Annotated in this window: 18 protein-coding genes and 1 riboswitch; of the genes, 5 read left to right on the forward strand and 13 right to left on the reverse strand. The window is 68.3% G+C overall.

Annotated features, from left to right (window positions below; genetic code table 11):
• Positions 1–142: 142 nt before the first annotated feature.
• From zapE to odhB, 5 genes are all read left to right on the forward strand, one after another.
• Positions 143–1,237 (forward strand): cell division protein ZapE, encoded by a 1,095-nt coding sequence (zapE, locus tag F1C10_RS07480; RefSeq protein WP_185209870.1) that lies wholly within the window; start codon positions 143–145, stop codon positions 1,235–1,237.
• A gap of 129 nt (positions 1,238–1,366) precedes the next feature.
• Entirely contained in the window at positions 1,367–2,329 is a 963-nt protein-coding gene (gene mdh / locus F1C10_RS07485) for a malate dehydrogenase (RefSeq protein ID WP_185209871.1), read from the forward strand.
• 56 nt (positions 2,330–2,385) lie between these two features.
• Positions 2,386–3,270, forward strand: coding sequence for a succinate--CoA ligase subunit alpha (gene sucD, locus F1C10_RS07490; RefSeq protein ID WP_085810514.1), 885 nt, complete (start codon positions 2,386–2,388; stop codon positions 3,268–3,270).
• Between the two features lie 152 nt (positions 3,271–3,422).
• Entirely contained in the window at positions 3,423–6,392 is a 2,970-nt protein-coding gene (locus F1C10_RS07495) for a 2-oxoglutarate dehydrogenase E1 component (RefSeq protein ID WP_185209872.1), read from the forward strand.
• Between the two features lie 97 nt (positions 6,393–6,489).
• Positions 6,490–7,758 carry a 2-oxoglutarate dehydrogenase complex dihydrolipoyllysine-residue succinyltransferase gene (gene odhB / locus F1C10_RS07500; protein ID WP_185209873.1) on the forward strand — a complete coding sequence of 423 codons (1,269 nt, stop codon included), beginning with the start codon at positions 6,490–6,492 and terminating at the stop codon, positions 7,756–7,758.
• Between the two features lie 46 nt (positions 7,759–7,804).
• Here the strand turns inward: odhB and F1C10_RS07505 are convergent, their stop codons facing one another.
• From F1C10_RS07505 to F1C10_RS07565, 13 genes are all read right to left on the reverse strand, one after another.
• Entirely contained in the window at positions 7,805–8,485 is a 681-nt protein-coding gene (locus F1C10_RS07505) for a DJ-1/PfpI family protein (RefSeq protein WP_185209874.1), read from the reverse strand.
• A gap of 17 nt (positions 8,486–8,502) precedes the next feature.
• A riboswitch (ZMP/ZTP riboswitch) is annotated at positions 8,503–8,582 on the reverse strand.
• A 61-nt stretch (positions 8,583–8,643) separates the two neighbouring features.
• The gene (locus tag F1C10_RS07510) at positions 8,644–9,183 is read right to left on the reverse strand and encodes a hypothetical protein (RefSeq protein WP_185209875.1); all 540 of its coding nucleotides are present in this window, start codon (positions 9,181–9,183) and stop codon (positions 8,644–8,646) included.
• Between the two features lie 23 nt (positions 9,184–9,206).
• The gene (locus F1C10_RS07515) at positions 9,207–9,740 is read right to left on the reverse strand and encodes a demethoxyubiquinone hydroxylase family protein (protein WP_185210134.1); all 534 of its coding nucleotides are present in this window, start codon (positions 9,738–9,740) and stop codon (positions 9,207–9,209) included.
• A complete protein-coding gene (locus F1C10_RS07520; protein WP_185209876.1) occupies positions 9,737–10,219 on the reverse strand; it encodes a disulfide bond formation protein B in 483 nt (160 codons plus the stop codon). Before F1C10_RS07520 ends, F1C10_RS07515 begins: the two co-directional genes overlap by 4 nt.
• Positions 10,216–11,565: a S41 family peptidase gene (locus F1C10_RS07525; RefSeq protein WP_185210135.1), complete on the reverse strand. Its 1,350-nt coding sequence runs from the start codon at positions 11,563–11,565 to the stop codon at positions 10,216–10,218. The genes F1C10_RS07520 and F1C10_RS07525 overlap by 4 nt, the downstream gene beginning before the upstream one ends.
• Positions 11,566–11,685: 120 nt before the next feature.
• A complete protein-coding gene (locus F1C10_RS07530) occupies positions 11,686–12,852 on the reverse strand; it encodes a murein hydrolase activator EnvC (RefSeq protein WP_258043126.1) in 1,167 nt (388 codons plus the stop codon).
• Between the two features lie 4 nt (positions 12,853–12,856).
• Positions 12,857–13,279 (reverse strand): 23S rRNA (pseudouridine(1915)-N(3))-methyltransferase RlmH, encoded by a 423-nt coding sequence (locus F1C10_RS07535; RefSeq protein WP_185210136.1) that lies wholly within the window; start codon positions 13,277–13,279, stop codon positions 12,857–12,859.
• A gap of 1 nt (position 13,280) precedes the next feature.
• Complete coding sequence (rsfS, locus tag F1C10_RS07540; RefSeq protein ID WP_185209877.1) at positions 13,281–13,673, reverse strand: ribosome silencing factor; 393 nt, start codon at positions 13,671–13,673, stop codon at positions 13,281–13,283.
• Positions 13,674–13,675: 2 nt separating this feature from the next.
• Entirely contained in the window at positions 13,676–14,296 is a 621-nt protein-coding gene (locus tag F1C10_RS07545) for a nicotinate-nucleotide adenylyltransferase (protein ID WP_185209878.1), read from the reverse strand.
• A gap of 41 nt (positions 14,297–14,337) precedes the next feature.
• On the reverse strand, positions 14,338–15,711 hold the full coding sequence (locus F1C10_RS07550; protein WP_185209879.1) for a glutamate--cysteine ligase: 1,374 nt from the start codon (positions 15,709–15,711) through the stop codon (positions 14,338–14,340).
• A 44-nt stretch (positions 15,712–15,755) separates the two neighbouring features.
• Positions 15,756–16,490 (reverse strand): 16S rRNA (uracil(1498)-N(3))-methyltransferase, encoded by a 735-nt coding sequence (locus F1C10_RS07555; protein WP_185209880.1) that lies wholly within the window; start codon positions 16,488–16,490, stop codon positions 15,756–15,758.
• The gene (locus tag F1C10_RS07560) at positions 16,487–16,657 is read right to left on the reverse strand and encodes a hypothetical protein (RefSeq protein ID WP_179187201.1); all 171 of its coding nucleotides are present in this window, start codon (positions 16,655–16,657) and stop codon (positions 16,487–16,489) included. The genes F1C10_RS07555 and F1C10_RS07560 overlap by 4 nt, the downstream gene beginning before the upstream one ends.
• 39 nt (positions 16,658–16,696) lie before the next feature.
• Positions 16,697–17,104 carry a DUF2147 domain-containing protein gene (locus tag F1C10_RS07565; protein ID WP_185209881.1) on the reverse strand — a complete coding sequence of 136 codons (408 nt, stop codon included), beginning with the start codon at positions 17,102–17,104 and terminating at the stop codon, positions 16,697–16,699.
• Positions 17,105–17,186: the final 82 nt, after the last annotated feature.

Genomic DNA, 17,186 nt, shown 5'->3' on the forward strand with positions numbered 1-17,186 from the left:
GCCGACGCGCTTGGTGTCACCTGCCGATAGTGATTACCTCAATTGCCCGCGCTTTTGCCGATAGGCGCTGTGTATCAGGAGGGCCCGCGGCAAGCAGGTCTCTCATGGGAAATGCGCGCGCAAGGATGACGAAGGAGTAAGCGTGGCCGCAGTCAAGAACGCCTATGACGCGCTGATCATCGCCGGCGAGCTGCGCCCCGATCCCGAACAGGCCGCCGCCGCCGTGCGGCTCGACGCGCTGGCTAGCGAGCTCGAACACCCGCGAACCACAGGCTTCTTCCGCAAAAAGGCCGTGCCGCCGCGCGGCATCTACATGTGGGGCGATGTCGGACGCGGCAAGTCGATGTTGATGGACCTGTTCTTCGCCAACGTTTCGATCGAGCGGAAGCGGCGCGTCCACTTCGGCGAGTTCATGCTTGAGGTGCACGGCCGCATCGCGGTCGAGCGCCGCAAGGAATTGGGCGATCCGATCGGCCCCGTCGCCGCCGCGCTCGCCGAGGAAGCGCGGCTGCTTGCATTCGACGAGATGATGGTCACCAACTCGCCCGACGCGATGATCCTCTCGCGGCTGTTCACCGCACTGATCGAGAGTGGCGTCACCGTGGTGACGACGAGCAACCGCCCGCCCGCGGATCTCTACAAGAACGGGCTCAACCGCGAGCATTTCCTCCCCTTCATCACGCTGATCGGCGAGCGGCTCGACGTGCTCGCGCTCAACGGTCCGGTCGATTACCGCCGCGACCGGCTGGGCCAGCAGGATACCTGGCTCGTGCCCAACGGGCCGGTGGCGACCGCGCAGCTCTCCGCCGCCTTCTTCCGCCTTACCGATTACCCGCCCGGGGACCGCGAGCACGTGCCGGCGGAAGAGATGACCGTCCAGGGCCGCATGCTGCGCGTGCCCAAGGCGTTGAAGGGCGTCGCCGTGTTCAGCTTCAAGAAGCTGTGCGGCGAGGCGCGCGGCAGCGCGGACTATCTAGCGATCGCCCGCCGCTTCCACACCGTGATCCTCGTCGGCGTGCCCGTGCTCGGGCCCGAGAACCGCAACGAGGCCGCGCGCTTCGTCAGCCTGATCGACGCGCTGTACGAGCACAAGGTGAAGCTGCTCGCCGCCGCCGATGCCGAGCCCGACGCGCTCTACCCGCTCGGCGACGGCAGGTTTGAGTTCCAGCGCACCGTCAGCCGTCTCGAAGAGATGCGCTCGGAGGAATATCTCGCGCAAGGACACGGCGTCGCCTGACTCACTCGCTATTGCGAAGCGTTATTGATAACTCGGTTGTCCCTCGTCCCTAAGTGGGTTGCCCCTGACGCCCAAAGGGCGTACGCGGCCGTTCCAATCACGACCTGAACGTTACGGAAAGGGGATTGGATGGCCCGCAAGAAGATCGCGCTGATCGGCGCCGGAAACATCGGTGGTACGCTCGCGCATTTGGCCGCTCTGAAGGGCCTGGGCGATATCGTCCTGTTCGACGTCGTCGAGGGCGTGCCGCAGGGCAAGGCGCTCGATCTGTCGCAGTGCGGCCCGGTCGAGGGCTTCGACGCGACGATCAAGGGCTCGAACGATTACGCCGACATCGCGGGCGCTGACGTGATCATCGTCACCGCCGGTGTCGCGCGCAAGCCGGGGATGAGCCGCGACGATCTGCTCGGCATCAACCTGAAGGTGATGAAGGCCGTCGGCGAGGGCATCAAGGCCAACGCACCCGACGCATTCGTCATCTGCATCACCAACCCGCTCGACGCGATGGTTTGGGCGCTGCGCGAATTCTCCGGCCTGCCGCATAACAAGGTCGTCGGCATGGCAGGCGTACTCGATTCGGCACGCTTCAGCCACTTCCTCGCCGAGGAGTTCAAGGTCTCGGTCAAGGACGTCAACACCTTCGTGCTCGGCGGCCACGGCGACACGATGGTACCGGTGCTCGAGTATTCCACCGTCTCGGGCATCCCCGTCGCCGATCTGATCGAGATGGGCTTCTCGACCAAGGAAAAGGTCGACGAGATCGTCAAGCGCACCCGCGGCGGCGGCGGCGAGATCGTCGCGCTGCTCAAGACGGGTTCGGCCTATTACGCCCCCGCCACCAGCGGCATCGCGATGGCCGAGGCATATCTCTACGATCAGAAGCGCGTCCTGCCCGCGGCGGCGCACCTCACCGGCCAGTACGGCATTGACGATCTCTACGTCGGTGTGCCCGTCGTGATCGGCGCCGGCGGCGTCGAGAAGGTCGTCGAGGTCAAGCTGTCCGACGAAGCGAAGGGCAACCTTCAGGTCTCGGTCGATGCGGTCAAGGAACTGCTCGTCGCCTGCAAGGGCATCGACGAGACCCTCGCGTAATCTTTCGGGCCCCGGCACGCCGCCGGGGCCACCGTCCCACACCCCAGGGAGACGACATGAGCATTCTCGTCGACAAGAACACCAAGGTCATCACGCAGGGCATGACCGGCAACACCGGCAGCTTCCATACGCAGGCGGCGCTCGATTACGGCACGCAGATGGTCGCTGGCGTCACGCCGGGCAAGGGCGGCGGCACGCACCTCGGGCTGCCGCTGTTCGATACGGTGGCGGAGGCGGTCACCAAGACCGGCGCCGACGCATCGGTCGTCTACGTCCCCCCGCCCTTCGCCGCGGATTCGATCCTCGAGGCGATCGACGCCGAGGTACCGCTGATCGTCTGCATCACCGAAGGTATCCCGGTGCTCGACATGGTGCGCGTCAAGCGCGCGCTGTCGGGCTCGAAGTCGCGGTTGATCGGCCCGAACTGCCCCGGCGTGCTGACGCCGGGCGAGTGCAAGATCGGCATCATGCCGGGCAACATCTTCAAGAAGGGCTCGGTCGGCGTCGTCTCGCGCTCGGGCACGCTGACCTATGAGGCGGTGTTCCAGACCTCGAACGCGGGCCTCGGCCAGACCACCGCGGTCGGCATCGGCGGCGATCCCGTCAACGGCACCAACTTCATCGACGTGCTCGAGCTGTTCCTCGCCGACGACGCGACCGAATCGATCATCATGATTGGCGAGATCGGCGGCAGCGCCGAGGAAGAAGCAGCGCAGTTCCTGCGCGACGAGGCGAAGCGCGGGCGCAAGAAGCCGATGGCGGGCTTCATCGCCGGCCGCACGGCGCCTCCCGGCCGCCGTATGGGCCACGCCGGCGCGATAGTCTCGGGCGGCCAGGGCGGCGCCGAGGACAAGATCGCGGCGATGGAAGCCGCCGGCATCAAGGTCGCCGCGAGCCCGAGCGAACTCGGCTCGACGCTGCTGGAAGTGCTGAAGGGCTGAACTGATATCCCTCTCCCGGCGGGAGAGGGAGGGAGCGCCGCAGGCGCGGAAGGGTGAAGGCGATCCGCGCCGCCACCCTTCGCCCACATCGACCCACTGTCCTGCGGACGGCGGGTCTCCCTTTCCCGGTCGGAAAGGGACTGGAGTTTGTCATGGGCTACGAAGGCCAGGATTTCTCGGACATCGCCGGCGGCGTCTCGCCCGCATTCATCGACACGCTCTACGCGCGGTACAAGACTTCGCCCGACAACGTCGAGCCCGGCTGGCGCGGTTTCTTCGAAGGGCTGGAAAGCGCCACCAGCGGTCCCAGCTGGAGCAACGATCGCTGGCCGCTCACCACGACCGACGATCTCACCGCTGCGCTCGATCCGACGCAGATGGAGCCCGCGCCCAAGCCCGCCAAGGGCAAGCCTGCCCCCGCCGCCGCGCCCGCCCCTGCCCTGTCGCAAGACGAGCTCGTGCGCGCCGCCGGCGACGCGATCCGCGCGCAGCTGCTCGTGCGCACCTATCGCGTGCGCGGCCACCTTGCCGCCAATCTCGATCCGCTCGGCCTCAACGCCACGCGCGAGCTGCCCGCCGATCTCAAGACCGAATATCACGGCTTCACCGATGCCGACATCGATCGCCCGGTCTACATGGGCGGCACGATGGGACTGCAGTGGGCGACGATCCGCGAGCTCGTCGACATCCTGCGTGCCAATTACTGCGGCAACGTCGGCCTCGAATACATGCATATCGCCGATGTCGAGGAGCGCCGCTTCCTCCAGGAGCGGATGGAGGGCAAGGACAAGGCGATCGACTTCACGGCTCAGGGCAAGAAGGCGATCCTCAACAAGGTGATCGAGGCCGAGCAGTGGGAGAAGTTCCTCGGCCGCAAATATGTCGGCACGAAGCGCTTCGGCCTCGACGGCGGCGAATCGATGATCCCGGCGCTCGAGAGCGTGATCAAGTACGGCGGCGCGGCGGGCGTCAACGAGATCGTGTTCGGCATGGCGCACCGCGGCCGGCTCAACGTGCTCGCCAACGTCATGGGCAAGCCGCTGCGCGTGATCTTCCACGAATTCGCCGGCGGCTCGGCCAACCCCGACGATATCGGCGGTTCGGGTGACGTGAAATACCACCTCGGCACCTCCACCGATCGCGAGTTCGACGGGATCAAGGTGCACATGTCGCTCGTCGCCAATCCCTCGCATCTCGAGGCGGCGGATCCGGTGGTGCTCGGCAAGGTGCGCGCGATCCAGACGATCGCGGGCGACCTCGACAATCATTGCAAGTCGCTTCCCGTGCTGATCCACGGCGACGCCGCCTTCGCTGGCCAGGGCATCGTGTGGGAATGCTTCGGCTTCTCTGGCATCCGCGGCTACAATACCGGCGGCTGCGTCCACTTCGTCATCAACAACCAGATCGGCTTCACGACGAGCCCGCAGTTCGCGCGCTCCTCGCCCTATCCGTCGGATGTCGCGAAGGGCGTCCAGGCGCCCGTCTTCCACGTCAATGGTGACGATCCCGAGGCGGTCACCTTCGCCACCAAGATGGCGATCGAGTTCCGCCAGAAGTTCCACCGCGACGTCGTGATCGACATGTGGTGCTATCGCCGCTTCGGCCATAACGAGGGCGACGAGCCAAGCTTCACCCAGCCGCTGATGTACAAGGCGATCCGCAGCCACCCGCCGGTGAGCGAGATCTACGGGCGCCGTCTCGTCGAGCAGAAGGTGGTCGACCAGGCTTGGCTCGACGACAACGTCAAACAGTTCACCACGCTGCTCGAAGGCGAGTTCGAGGCAGGAGCGAGCTACAAGCCGAACAAGGCGGACTGGTTCGCCGGTCGCTGGTCGGGCCTGTCAGTGCCTGCCGACGCCGAAAGCGCGCGCCGCAGCGTCGATACCGGGATCGAGCCCAAGCTGTTCGACGCGATCGGCCGTACGCTGACGACGGTCCCGGGCGACCTCGCCGTCCACAAGACGCTGGCGCGCGTGATCGACGCCAAGCGCCAGATGTTCACCACGGGCGACAATTTCGACTGGGCGACGGGCGAGGCCTTGGCATTCGGCTCGCTGCTTTCCGAAGGTTTCGGCGTCCGCCTGTCGGGCCAGGATTCGGGGCGCGGCACCTTTTCGCAGCGCCACGCCGTGTGGGTCGATCAGAATACCGAACGCAAGTACGTGCCCTTGTGGAACGTCGAGCACGGCCATTTCGAGGTGCTCGACAGCCCGCTCTCCGAATACGGCGTGCTCGGCTTCGAATATGGCTATGCGCTTGCCGATCCCAAGACGCTGGTGCTGTGGGAGGCGCAGTTCGGCGACTTCGTCAACGGCGCGCAGATCATGATCGATCAGTTCATCGCCAGCGGCGAGGCGAAGTGGCTGCGTGCCAACGGCCTCGTGATGCTGCTGCCGCACGGCTACGAGGGTCAGGGCCCCGAGCACAGCTCGGCGCGCCCCGAGCGTTTCCTGCAACTGTGCGCGCAGGACAATATGCAGGTCGCCAACTGCACCACGCCGGCGAACTACTTCCATCTGCTGCGCCGGCAGATGCACCGCAGCTTCCGCAAGCCGTTGGTCGTCTTCACGCCCAAGTCGCTGCTGCGCCACAAGCTCGCGGTGTCGAAGGCGGCGGACTTCACCGGCGATTCGCACTTCCGCCGTATCCTGTCCGACACGAACGGCGCGGCGGATGCAGATACGAAGCGGCTCGTCCTGTGCACCGGCAAGGTCGCCTACGATCTGATCGAGGCGCGCGACGCGGCGGGGGACGAGGGAACGCAGATCGTCCGCATCGAGCAGCTCTACCCCTTCCCGACCGATGCACTCGCCAAGCGGATCGCGCGCATGCCGAACCTCGAGGATGTCGTGTGGGCGCAGGAGGAACCGCGCAACAACGGCTATTGGTTCTTCGTCGAGCCGTTCGTCGAGGAGGCGCTCGGCCAAGCGGGCTGCGCCGTGAAGCGCGCGCGTTACGCAGGGCGCGCCGTCGCCGCCTCGCCCGCGACGGGGCTGATGAAGCGCCACCAGGCCGAACAGGGCGCGCTGATCGCCGACGCACTCGGCCACAATGTGCGCGAGGAAATCCGCCGCACGCGCTCGGCGGATACGACGAAGAAGGCGGCGCCGCCCGCGAGCTGATGTGCACCCCGTTCGCCCCGCGCGGCATGCGGGGCGTTCCACCGAACGAGGGCCCGGCACATCGCAGCGCCAGGCCCGAACGGACGAGAGAGAATAGATGGCAACCGAAGTTCTGGTCCCCACGCTGGGCGAATCGATCACCGAGGCGACGCTCGGCGAGTGGCTGAAGCAGCCGGGTGACAAGGTCGCCGCGGACGAGCCGATCGCCAGCCTCGAGACCGACAAGGTGTCGGTCGAGGTACCGAGCCCCGTCGCTGGCGTGATGGGACAGCACGCGGTCGCGGTCGGCGATACGGTGCAGGTCGGCGCGATGCTCGCTACGGTCGAGGCGGGTGACGGTGCGCCCGCCGCCAGCCCTGCGCCGCAGCCGGCGGTGACGCAGGCGCCACAGGCTGCCGCCCCCGCCGGCGATCAGACCGCACCAGTGGCCGGCGGCTACGGCAATCATGGCGCGACGCCGATCGACAGCAATGCGCCTGCTGCGCTCAGCCCGTCGGCGCGCCGCGCGGTGCTCGAGCACGGCGTCGATCCGGCGACGATCAAGGGCACCGGCCGCGACGGTCGCATCACCAAGGAAGACGTCGCGACCGCAGCGTCGGCGCGCCCCGCACCGGCTCCGACGCCCACCGCCGCGCCGACCACGCCGTCGGTCGCCGCCTCGTCGGGCCGCAAGGAAGAGCGCGTCCGCATGACGCGGCTGCGCCAGACGATCGCCAAGCGCCTCAAGGACGCGCAGAACACTGCCGCCATGCTGACGACGTTCAACGACGTCGACATGAGCGCGGTGATCGAGGCGCGCGCCAAGTACAAGGATCTCTTCGAGAAGAAGCACGGCGTCCGCCTCGGCTTCATGGGCTTCTTCGTGAAGGCCGCGACGATGGCGCTGAAGGACATCCCGTCGGTCAACGCCTCGATCGAGGGCGACGAGATCGTCTACCACGATTACGCCGATATCTCGGTCGCGGTGTCGTCACCGGGCGGCCTCGTCGTGCCGGTGATCCGCGACGCGCAGGATCTGTCGGTCGCTGGAATCGAGAAGACGATCGGCGATTTCGGCAAGCGCGCCAAGGAAGGCACGCTCAAGATGGACGAGATGAAGGGCGGCACCTTCACCATCTCCAACGGCGGCGTGTTCGGCAGCCTCATGTCGACGCCGATCATCAATCCGCCGCAGTCGGCGGTGCTCGGCCTTCACCGTATCGAGGACCGCCCCGTCGTCGTGAACGGCCAAGTCGTCGTGCGCCCGATGATGTATCTCGCGCTCTCCTACGATCACCGCCTGATCGACGGCCGCGAGGCGGTGACCTTCCTCGTCGCACTGAAGAATGCGATCGAGGATCCGACGCGCATTCTGATCGACCTTTAATGCGATGAGCGCCCCCCCCCCCGGACCGGGAGGGGCGCAGCCGGGTTCAGAACCCGCGTTTCGCCGCAGCGTCGCGGAACGCCTGCTCGCGTCCAGGCGCGAGTTTCGCCATTCGCGCCTCGAACGCACCGACCAGCGCCTCACCGGCGCGCTCGGGCGATCCCGCGTCGAACGGCGGCGCCGGATCGTACTCCAGGCTCAGCTGCACCATCCGCGCATGTTCCTCGCCGCGGATCAGCGCCGTTAGCGTCAGCGCGAAGTCGATCCCCGCGGTCACGCCGCCGCCCGTCACGCGGTTGCGATCGACCACGACGCGTGCGGCCACCGGCGTTGCGCCAAACAGCGTCAGCATGTCGCGCCACGCCCAGTGGCTCGTCGCGCGATAGCCCTTCAGCAGCCCCGCGCCGCCCAGGATCAGCGATCCGGTGCACACGCTCGTCACCCACGTCGCCTGCCCGCCGATCGCGCGCACCCACGCCATCGCTTCATCGTCGGCGATCACGTCGTTCACGCCGATCCCGCCCGGCACGCACAGAATGTCGGCGGCCGGCACCTCGTCGAACGTCGCGGTCGGCAGGATCGAGAAGCCCGCATCGGTCGGCACCGGATCGCGCGTCTTCCACACCAAATCAACGCGCGCGTCGCCGCCTAGCCGCGCAAGCACTTGCGCCGGGCCGGTCAGATCGAGCTGGGTAACGCTGGGGAATAACAGAAACGCGACACGCATATGGCCTCTCCTTCAGCAGGTGATGCCCAGGCGCGCGGCGTCGATCAGTCACGCTCCCCCGCGGTGCTCCGCGAATGCGCCAGTCACGCGACGTATCGATAGTAATAGGCCCAGCGTGCTTTTGTCACGCGGTCGAAGCGGCTGGCGCCGCCGGGCGTTCAATAGCCGCTGAGATCGGCGGTCGCTGCGCGGTCGTCGGCCTTGCGTACCTTGGTCTGCCGCCGGACGAACTGCGTGTTGCACCCTGTCGCGCCGTTCGCGCCGACCGTCGAGCAGGAGCCGACGCCGACCGCGCCGACATCGCGCTCTGCCTCGACGCGTGCCGCCCAGGTCTCGTTCTGCGGCGTCACCTCGAACGTGCGCACTTCCTTGGGGATACGGAACTGCTCCTGCGCGCTGCGCCGCTGGCAGACGACGATCTCCTCACCGTTGGTGTTGGTCGGGCAGCGCTCGTTGCCGTAGAGCACGAGGACGCCGTTCACGGGCGCGCCCCGCCCCGTTTCGGTCGACACCGTCTGCCGGCTCGCACGCGGCGCGCCGGGCAGCGCGACCTTTGAGGGCGGCGGCAGGATCACAACGTCGAGCGGCCGCCCGGCCTGCGGGCTCGACGAAGTCGCCGGTGCACCGTCTTTTGCCCCGCCGGTCTGCGCGACAGCCGGCACCGCGATCAGCGCCGCCAGCAGGAACGATCCGGTCACTCGCATCTCGAACTCTCTCTCCGTCAGATCCGTTTGGCGGTCGCAATCGCGACGCGGCAGCCGAGCCGGATCACCGCCGACAATACGGGATAGCCGAAGGCGTCCTCCGCCCCGCTCGCCAGCGCCGTATCGCGATGCTCCAGTTCCTCCGCCTGGAACTCGGCGATCGCCTCGCTCAACTCGGGATCGTCGCCACTCAGTTCGACGAGCTGATCCGCATAATGCTTGTCGATCTCCGTCTCGACCGCGGCGGTGCACGCCATCGCCGCGTCGGGGCCAATAGCGGCGGTCGCGGCGCCCAGCGCGAAGCCGGCAACGTCCCAGAAGGGTTGCAGCACCGTCGGGCGGACGCCGCGTTCGGCGATCATCCGATCGAAGAACGCGCGGTGGCGTTCCTCCTGCAGCGCCATGCCGGCGATCTTGCGCGCGGCCGGCGTGCGATGGCCCATCACCGCCAGTTGTCCGGCATAGATGCGCGTCGCCCCGAATTCGCCCGCCTGATCGACACGGATCATCGAAATGGTATCGCGGCGGCGATCACCCGGCTTCCAGCTCATCTCGCTCTCCCGATCAGCCATGCGATCAGCCCGGCCCCGCCGAGCGACAGGATCGCGTTATACCCGGCCAGCGAAACGCCCAGCAGCGTCCATTGTGCCGCATCGCACCGCACGATCGGCGCGGCGAGGATCCGGCGCAACATTTCGTCGGTCGAGATCCCAGCCCCGCTGACGGTTGTCGAGCAGGCGGTGATCCCCTGCCACCAATGATATTCGACCCCGGCGTGGAAGATTCCAATCAGCCCCGAGACCGCGATCAGCGCCGCAGCGCCAGCGATCATGGTGAGCTTGCTCGAACGCCCCGGTACGACGAACGCCAGCGCCGCGGCGACGACAGCGGCGTAATGCGGCCAGCGTTGCCAGTGGCACATCTCGCACGGCACCAGCCCGCCGATCAGCTGCGAACCCCAGGCACCGGCGAGGAGCAGCAGCGGCAGCAGCAGCGCGATGAGCCGCGCGCGGGATTGCGTTGCCGTCACTTGGCGGCCGCGTCCTTCTTCATCGACGCCGTCACCGCCGCGACCTGCGTCGGCCCGCCCAGCCGCGCAATCGATTTCAGCGCATACCACAGCTGGAAATCCTCGACGCCCTGCTTCTTGAGCTGGTCGGGCGTCGCGGCGAAGCGCGGATCTTCCTTGGTATCTTCTTCCAGGATCTTGTCGTCGGCCTTCACCTCGTTGATCAGGTGGCGGCGCAGATCGGCCTCGCGGAACACCGGGCGCGATTTGTAGTCGGGATCGGACAGCTGCGGCACGGCGATGTCGGGCTCGATCCCGCCCTCCTGCACCGATCGGCCCGATGGCGTGTAGTAGCGCGCCGTCGTCAGCCGCAGCGCGGTCGTCGGGCCGAGCTGCAGCAGCGTCTGCACCGATCCCTTGCCAAACGTCCGCTCGCCCATCACCAGCCCGCGATGGTGATCTTGGATCGCACCCGCGACGATCTCGGAGGCAGACGCGGTACCGCTGTCGGTCAGCACGACGATCGGCAACCCGTGCGCCAGATCCCCCGCCTTGGCGTAATAGCGCTCGATATCGTTCTTCTCGCGCCCGCGCTGCGAGACGATCTCGCCGTTGTCGAGGAATGCGTCGGACACTTCGATCGCCTGCGTCAGCAACCCGCCGCCGTTCGAGCGCAGGTCGACGACATAGCCCAGCGGCCGTTTGCCCAGCGCCTTGTCGATCGCCATCAGCGCCGCGCGCGTGTCGGCGCCGGTCGTCTCAGAGAAGGTATTGATGTTGATGTAGCCGACATCGCCCTTCACTTCCCACTTCACCGGGCGCTGCACGATCACCTCGCGCGTCAGCGCTAGCTCCATCGGCTTGTCGCGACCGGGGCGGACGACGGTGATGACGAGCTTGCTGCCCGGCTTGCCCCGCATCTGGTTCACCGCCTCGTCGAGCGTGCCGCCGTAGATCAGCTTGCCGTCGATGTGCGTGATATAGTCGCCCGACTTGATCCCGGCACGCCACGCAGGCGAATCCTCCTGCGGCGCGATTACCTTCACCGCGCCGTCCTCCATCGAAACGGTGAGGCCGAGGCCGCCGTAATTGCCTTCGGTCTGGATGCGCAGATTCTCGTAGTCGGACGCGTCGACGTAGCTCGAATGCGGATCGAGCGCGGCGAGCATGCCGTCGATCGCCCCCTTGATCAGCTGCTCGTCGGTGACCTTGTCGACATAGTCCGCCTTGACGCGGTTATACACGTCCATGAAGCGTTCCATCTCGCGATAGGTGCCGGCGTCCACCGCCGCCATCGCCCCGGTGCTGATCGGCACGACAGCAATCGTCGCAACGAGCGCAGTGGCGGAAAGGAGAGAAAGCTTCATGTCGGGTCGCGTCCTCGCGGGGAACTTCATCGCTCGGGCTTTAGCGCGTTACCCCGCCCGATCAAAGCACGCCGGCAGGTGAACGGCGGCTGAGCGCAGCGCGCCACTACGGGCAACGCGTCAGCCGATCAGCGCCGCGGTATCGACCGGCCGCCCCTGCCGCCGTAGCTCCACCGTCACCCGCGGCGCGTCGTTCGCGGGCGCGCGGCCGATCGGTTGCCCGGCTCTCACCGCCACGCCGCGCCGCACCGCCGCCTGCCCCAGCCCGGTGACGAGGCTCGACCAGCCAGCGCCGTGATCGATGATGACGATCGTGCCGAAGCCGCGGAACGGCCGCGCGAAGACGATCCCGCCCGCCGCCGGCGCGCGCACGATCGTGCCCGGCGCGACGGCGAAGGTGAGCCCCCGCGCCCGCACGCCGTTATCCGAAATCTCGCCGAAGCCGGTGACGAGCCGCCCGCGCACCGGCAGGCGATAGACCGGCGCACGCGGCTCGGGCGCCTCCGCCGATCGCGGCGGGCCGGCGAGCGGCGCAAGATCGCCGAGCGTCGCCTGCGTCTCGCCGAACGCCGCCATGCGATCGATGATGTCGCGCGCCTCCTCGCCCAGCGCGATCGCCCGGTCCGATTGCGCCAGTGCCGCGCGGTTAAGCTGCACCGCCGCGCCGGCATGGCGCGCCTGCAACGCCGCCAGTTCGCGTCGCTCGCCAAGCAGCGCGCGCCAGCTGCTGTCGAGGCTGGCGGCGGCGAGCGCGGCACTCGCCTGCAGCGCGCGCGTCTGCGCCAGATCGACGCGCAACGCCGCCGTCTCGCGGCGGATCACCGGCAGCGTGCCACCGAGCACCGCGCGGACGTGAACCAGATCGCTCACCGATCCCGGCTGCACCAGCGCGAGCGCCGCCGGTCGCCGCGCGAGCGAGGTCAGCGCGGCGACGAGGCGCGCAACGGGTGCCTGCTGCTCTCCCAGCGCCGCGCGTTGCCGCGCGAGCAGCGTCGCGACGATCGCGACACGCGCGCGCGCCGCCGCCACGTCCGCCTCGGCGCGCTCGATCCGCGCCGCCACCACCGCCTCGTCGGCGCGCGCCTTCGCCGCGGCGTCGCGCTCGTCGTCGGCGCGACGCTCGAGATCGGTCGCACGCGCCGCGGCGCGCACCGCCTCGCGCTTCGCATCGGTAAGCCGCGTGCGTTCGATCGCGAGCGGATCGACGCCGAGCACGGACGCGGCGCGCGCGCTGGTCAGCAGCATCGCCGCCACCCCTAGCACCACGATCCTCGCGCCCCGCCCCATGGCGTCAGCCTTCGCGGTGATAGGGGTGATTGGCAAGGATCGACGTGGCCCGGAACAATTGCTCGGCGAGCATCGCGCGCGCCAACATGTGCGGCCATGTCGCGCGGCCGAACGACAGCAACAGGTCAGCGCCATCGCGCTCGGCATCGTCGAAGCCGTCCGCCGCGCCGATCATGAAGCGCGCCTCGCGCACCCCGTCGTCGCGCCACCGCTCCAGGACGCGCGCGAACTCGATCGAGGACAGCACCTTGCCACTCTCGTCGAGCATCACGCGCCGCGTCTGCGGCATCGCCTCGGTCAGCTTGCCGCCGCGATCGGGCAATTCGGTGACGCGCGTCGGCCAGCCGATCCGCTTCAGGTAGCGATCGACCAGCTCGGCCTCGGGCGATCGGCCGATCCGCCCGCGCGCCACGATATGAAGGATCAGCTCAGGCGTTCCCGGGCGCGGGCGTCGGCGCGTCGCCGAACGACCACATGCGCTCCAGATTGTAGAACGAACGGACCTCGGGGCGGAACAGGTGGACGATCACGTCACCCGCGTCGATCAGCACCCAGTCCGCCGTCGCCAGCCCCTCGATGCGCGGCGAGCGGCCGGTCTCGGCCTTGATCTTCTCCGACAGCTTCGACGCCATCGACGCGACCTGCCGCGTCGACCGCCCGCTTGCGATCACCATGTGATCGGCGATCGTCGACTTGCCGGCGAGCGGGATCGATACGGTTTCGACCGCCTGATCATCGTCGAGGCTGTCGAGCACGAGCTTATGCAGCGCCGCGACGCTCTCGGCATCCGACGAACGATAGGCATTGGCGGGAACGGACAAGCTCACTCCTGGGTAAGGGATCGAACAGGGGATATGGTGGCGCCGCGGCGCTGATGCCAGCCGGGATCGGCGGCGCGGATCTGCGTCGCGGAGGTCGGGTCGGGGCGGAACCGTAGCAGCACCAGGGCTGGCACACTCCACGTCGTCCAGGTCTTCGCCTGGCGTGCGGGCCTCTGGAAGCGCCGCAGCCAACCCATCGCGGGGGCCGCGCGGGCAGCGCCATCATACCCCGGCCGCGCGATCACCGCAATCGGCACCGTGCGCGCGATCCGCCGCCACGCGCGCCAGCGGTCGAACTGCTGTAGATTGTCCGCGCCCATCACCCAGATGAAGCGGTGCCTGGGATAGCGCCGAACCAGCGCGGCGAGCGTGTCGACGGTGTAGCGCGTGCCGAGCCGCGCCTCGAGGTCGCTCGGCCGGATCCGCGCCGCCCGCGCCATCCGCCGCGCGGAGGCAAGCCGCGCCGCCAGCGGCGCCATGCCGGCGGCTGGCTTCAGCGGATTGCCCGGTGAGACGAGCCACCACATTTCGTCGAGCCCCAGCGCGTCGATCGCCGCCAGGCTGATCCCGCGATGCCCCGCATGCGCCGGATTGAACGATCCGCCAAGCAAGCCGATGCGCATCGCCCGCCCGCGTGGTCCGCGCACCGGCCGCGTCGGCGTTATCAGAAGCTCTGCTCGGCGTAGACGCGCGACAGGTCGCCGTTCCACGCGCCGTGATACCGGTCGAGCAGCGTCTGCGCCGGCACCTTCCCCGATCGCACGATGTCGCGCAGCGGATCGAGGAACCCCGTCTCATTGTCCCCCGAGCGATTGGTACGTGCGCGCGCTGCCAGCCCCGCATTGGCGATGTCGAGCACCTCGCCCGCGATGTCGCGCAGCGTGCCGCGTCCCGGCACCGGCGCGTCTAGTCCGAGCTTGGGCACCGTGTCGCGCAGCGTCTGTCGCGCCTCGATCGACCAGCCCTTGACGAGGTCCCACGCCGCATCGAGCGCGCCCTGATCGTACAGCAGCCCAACCCACAGCGCCGGCAGCGCGCAGATCTTGTTCCACGGCCCGCCATCGGCACCGCGCATCTCGAGGAAGGTCTTCAGGCGCACCTCGGGAAAGGCGGTCGACAGATGATCGGTCCAGTCGTCGAGCGTCGGCTTCTCGCCCGGCAGCACCGACAGTTCGCCCTTCAGGAAATCGCGGAAGCTCAGGCCCGCGGCGTCGATGTAGCGGCCGTCGCGATAAACGAAGTACATCGGCACATCGAGCATATAGTCGGCGTAGCGCTCGTAGCCGAAGCCGTCCTCGAACACGAACGGCAGCATGCCCGTGCGCGCCGGATCGGTATCCGACCAGATGTGGCTGCGATAGCTGAGATACCCGTTCGGCTTGCCTTCGGTGAACGGCGAGTTGGCGAACAGCGCGGTCGCCAGCGGCTGCAGCGCGAGCCCGACGCGGAACTTCTGCGCCATGTCCGCCTCGCTGGCATAATCGAGGTTCACCTGGATCGTGCAGGTGCGCAGCATCATGTCGAGCCCCATCGTGCCGACGCGCGGCATGTGGCGCAGCATGATCGCATAACGGCCCTTGGGCATGATCGGCAGTTCGGCGCGAGTCTTGTCGGGCCACATACCGAGCCCGAGGAAGCCGATTCCCAGCTTCTCGCCCGCCGCCTTCACCTGATCGAGGTGGCGCCCGGTCTCGGCACACGTCTCGTGTAGATTCTCCAGCGGCGCGCCCGACAGCTCGAACTGGCCGGCCGGCTCGAGGCTGACGGAGCCGTCCGCGCCGCTCAGCGCGATCAGCTTGCCGCCCTCCTCCACCGGCTTCCAACCATATTGCTGCAGCTCGGTGAGCAGCGCGCGGATGCCGCTCGGCTCGTCCCAGCTCGGCGCACGATGATCGTCGCGGGCATAGACGAACTTCTCGTGCTCGGTGCCGATCCGCCACCGCTCCTTGGGCTTCTCGCCGCCCGCGAAGCTGGCGATCAGCTGGTCGCGCGACTCGATGATGGGCGAGTTGCTATCCGAAACGGTTTTTGTGGTCATGCGCGCGGCCTTAATCGGGGAATGTGACCGCCGCTAGAGCCGTCTCACCAATCGCCCGCCAACGCCATCCACAGGCTGATCGCCGCCGCCGCAGCGGTGTCTGCGCGCAGGATGCGCGGCCCCAGCGCCATCCCCACCGCCTGCGGCAGCGCGCGGATCGCGTCGCGCTCGCCGTCGTCGAAGCCGCCCTCGGGCCCGATCAGGATCGCCGCCGGCCCCGGCTTCATCACGTCGCGCGCGGGCAGCCCGCCCAGTTCGTCTGCGAAAAAGAGCGCGCGCTCCGCCGGCCAGTCGCGCAGCAGCGCCGCCAGCTTCACCGGCTCGGCCACCTGCGGCACCGCAGTGCGCCCGCACTGCTCGGCCGCCTCGATCATGTGCGCGCGCAGCCGATCGGTATTGGGCCGGCCGACGACGGTGCGGTGCGTCACCACCGGCACGAGCCGCGCGACGCCCAGCTCGCACGCCTTCTCCGCCATCCAGTCGACCCGCCCCTTCTTGAGCGGCGCGGCAACCAGCCACAGGTCGGGCACCGCCTCGCGCGGGGCAAGCTGCTCGCCGATGTCGATCGTCACGTCGCGCCTGCCCGCGGCGGCAACGATGCCGAGCCACTCGCCCGTCGCGTCGTCGAACAGGCGCACCGGATCGCCCGCCTTCACGCGCATCACGCCCGCGAGGTAATGCGCCTGCGCGCCCTCGATGCGTAGTGGACCAGTGCCAAGCGGCCGGTCGACGTACAGTCGCGGGGTGGAGCGCGGCGGCCATGCCGGGGTCGCGATCATCGCCGTGCCTTTCGTCCGCGCGCGATCAGCCAGCGCGCCGTCATGAACAAGATGAAACCCGCCAGCGCGACGAGCAGCACTGCCCCCGTCACCGCCCCCGCAACGCGCAGGATCGCGAAGAACAGCGCCTCGACGAAGCGCCCGATGGCGACCGACAGGTGGATCACGCGGCGTCGATTAACCGTCCGGGTGCGGCCGGCGCGCGATCACTTCGCCACCACCCGCCGCCACGTCTGCGACTTGCAGCCGAAGCCGGCGAACAGGCAGCCGGTGCCGACGATCGTGTCGCGGTTCACCTGTTCGATCGTGCCGTCGAACGTCTGATCAAAATCGGGAACATAGACCTGGCCATACCACAGCCCGTCGTCGCCACGGCGAAAATCGTGGAACAGCTGCGTCCCGACCAGCCGATCGGTACCGCCGGCCGCCGCATCTGCGCGCGCCTTGGCACTCGCCTGAACCACCGTGCCGCACAGCCCCTGGCCGCATTTCGCGACGCGGATGCGCACGCTGTCGGCGTTGTTGCGCCACACGCCTTCCCACCCGGCGGCGCGCTGCGCGGTGGCCGGCGTCGCAGCGATCAGCGCGGCGGCAAGAAGATGTCCCATACGCATCGGCGATACTCCAACTCTGCGGTTCGCGGCGCAACCTCATGCCCGCCGCCCGCCCTTTCAAGCCCCCGGTGCGAAGCTACTA

Source organism: Sphingomonas sp. NBWT7 (genome assembly GCF_014217605.1).
Taxonomy (GTDB): domain Bacteria; phylum Pseudomonadota; class Alphaproteobacteria; order Sphingomonadales; family Sphingomonadaceae; genus Sphingomonas.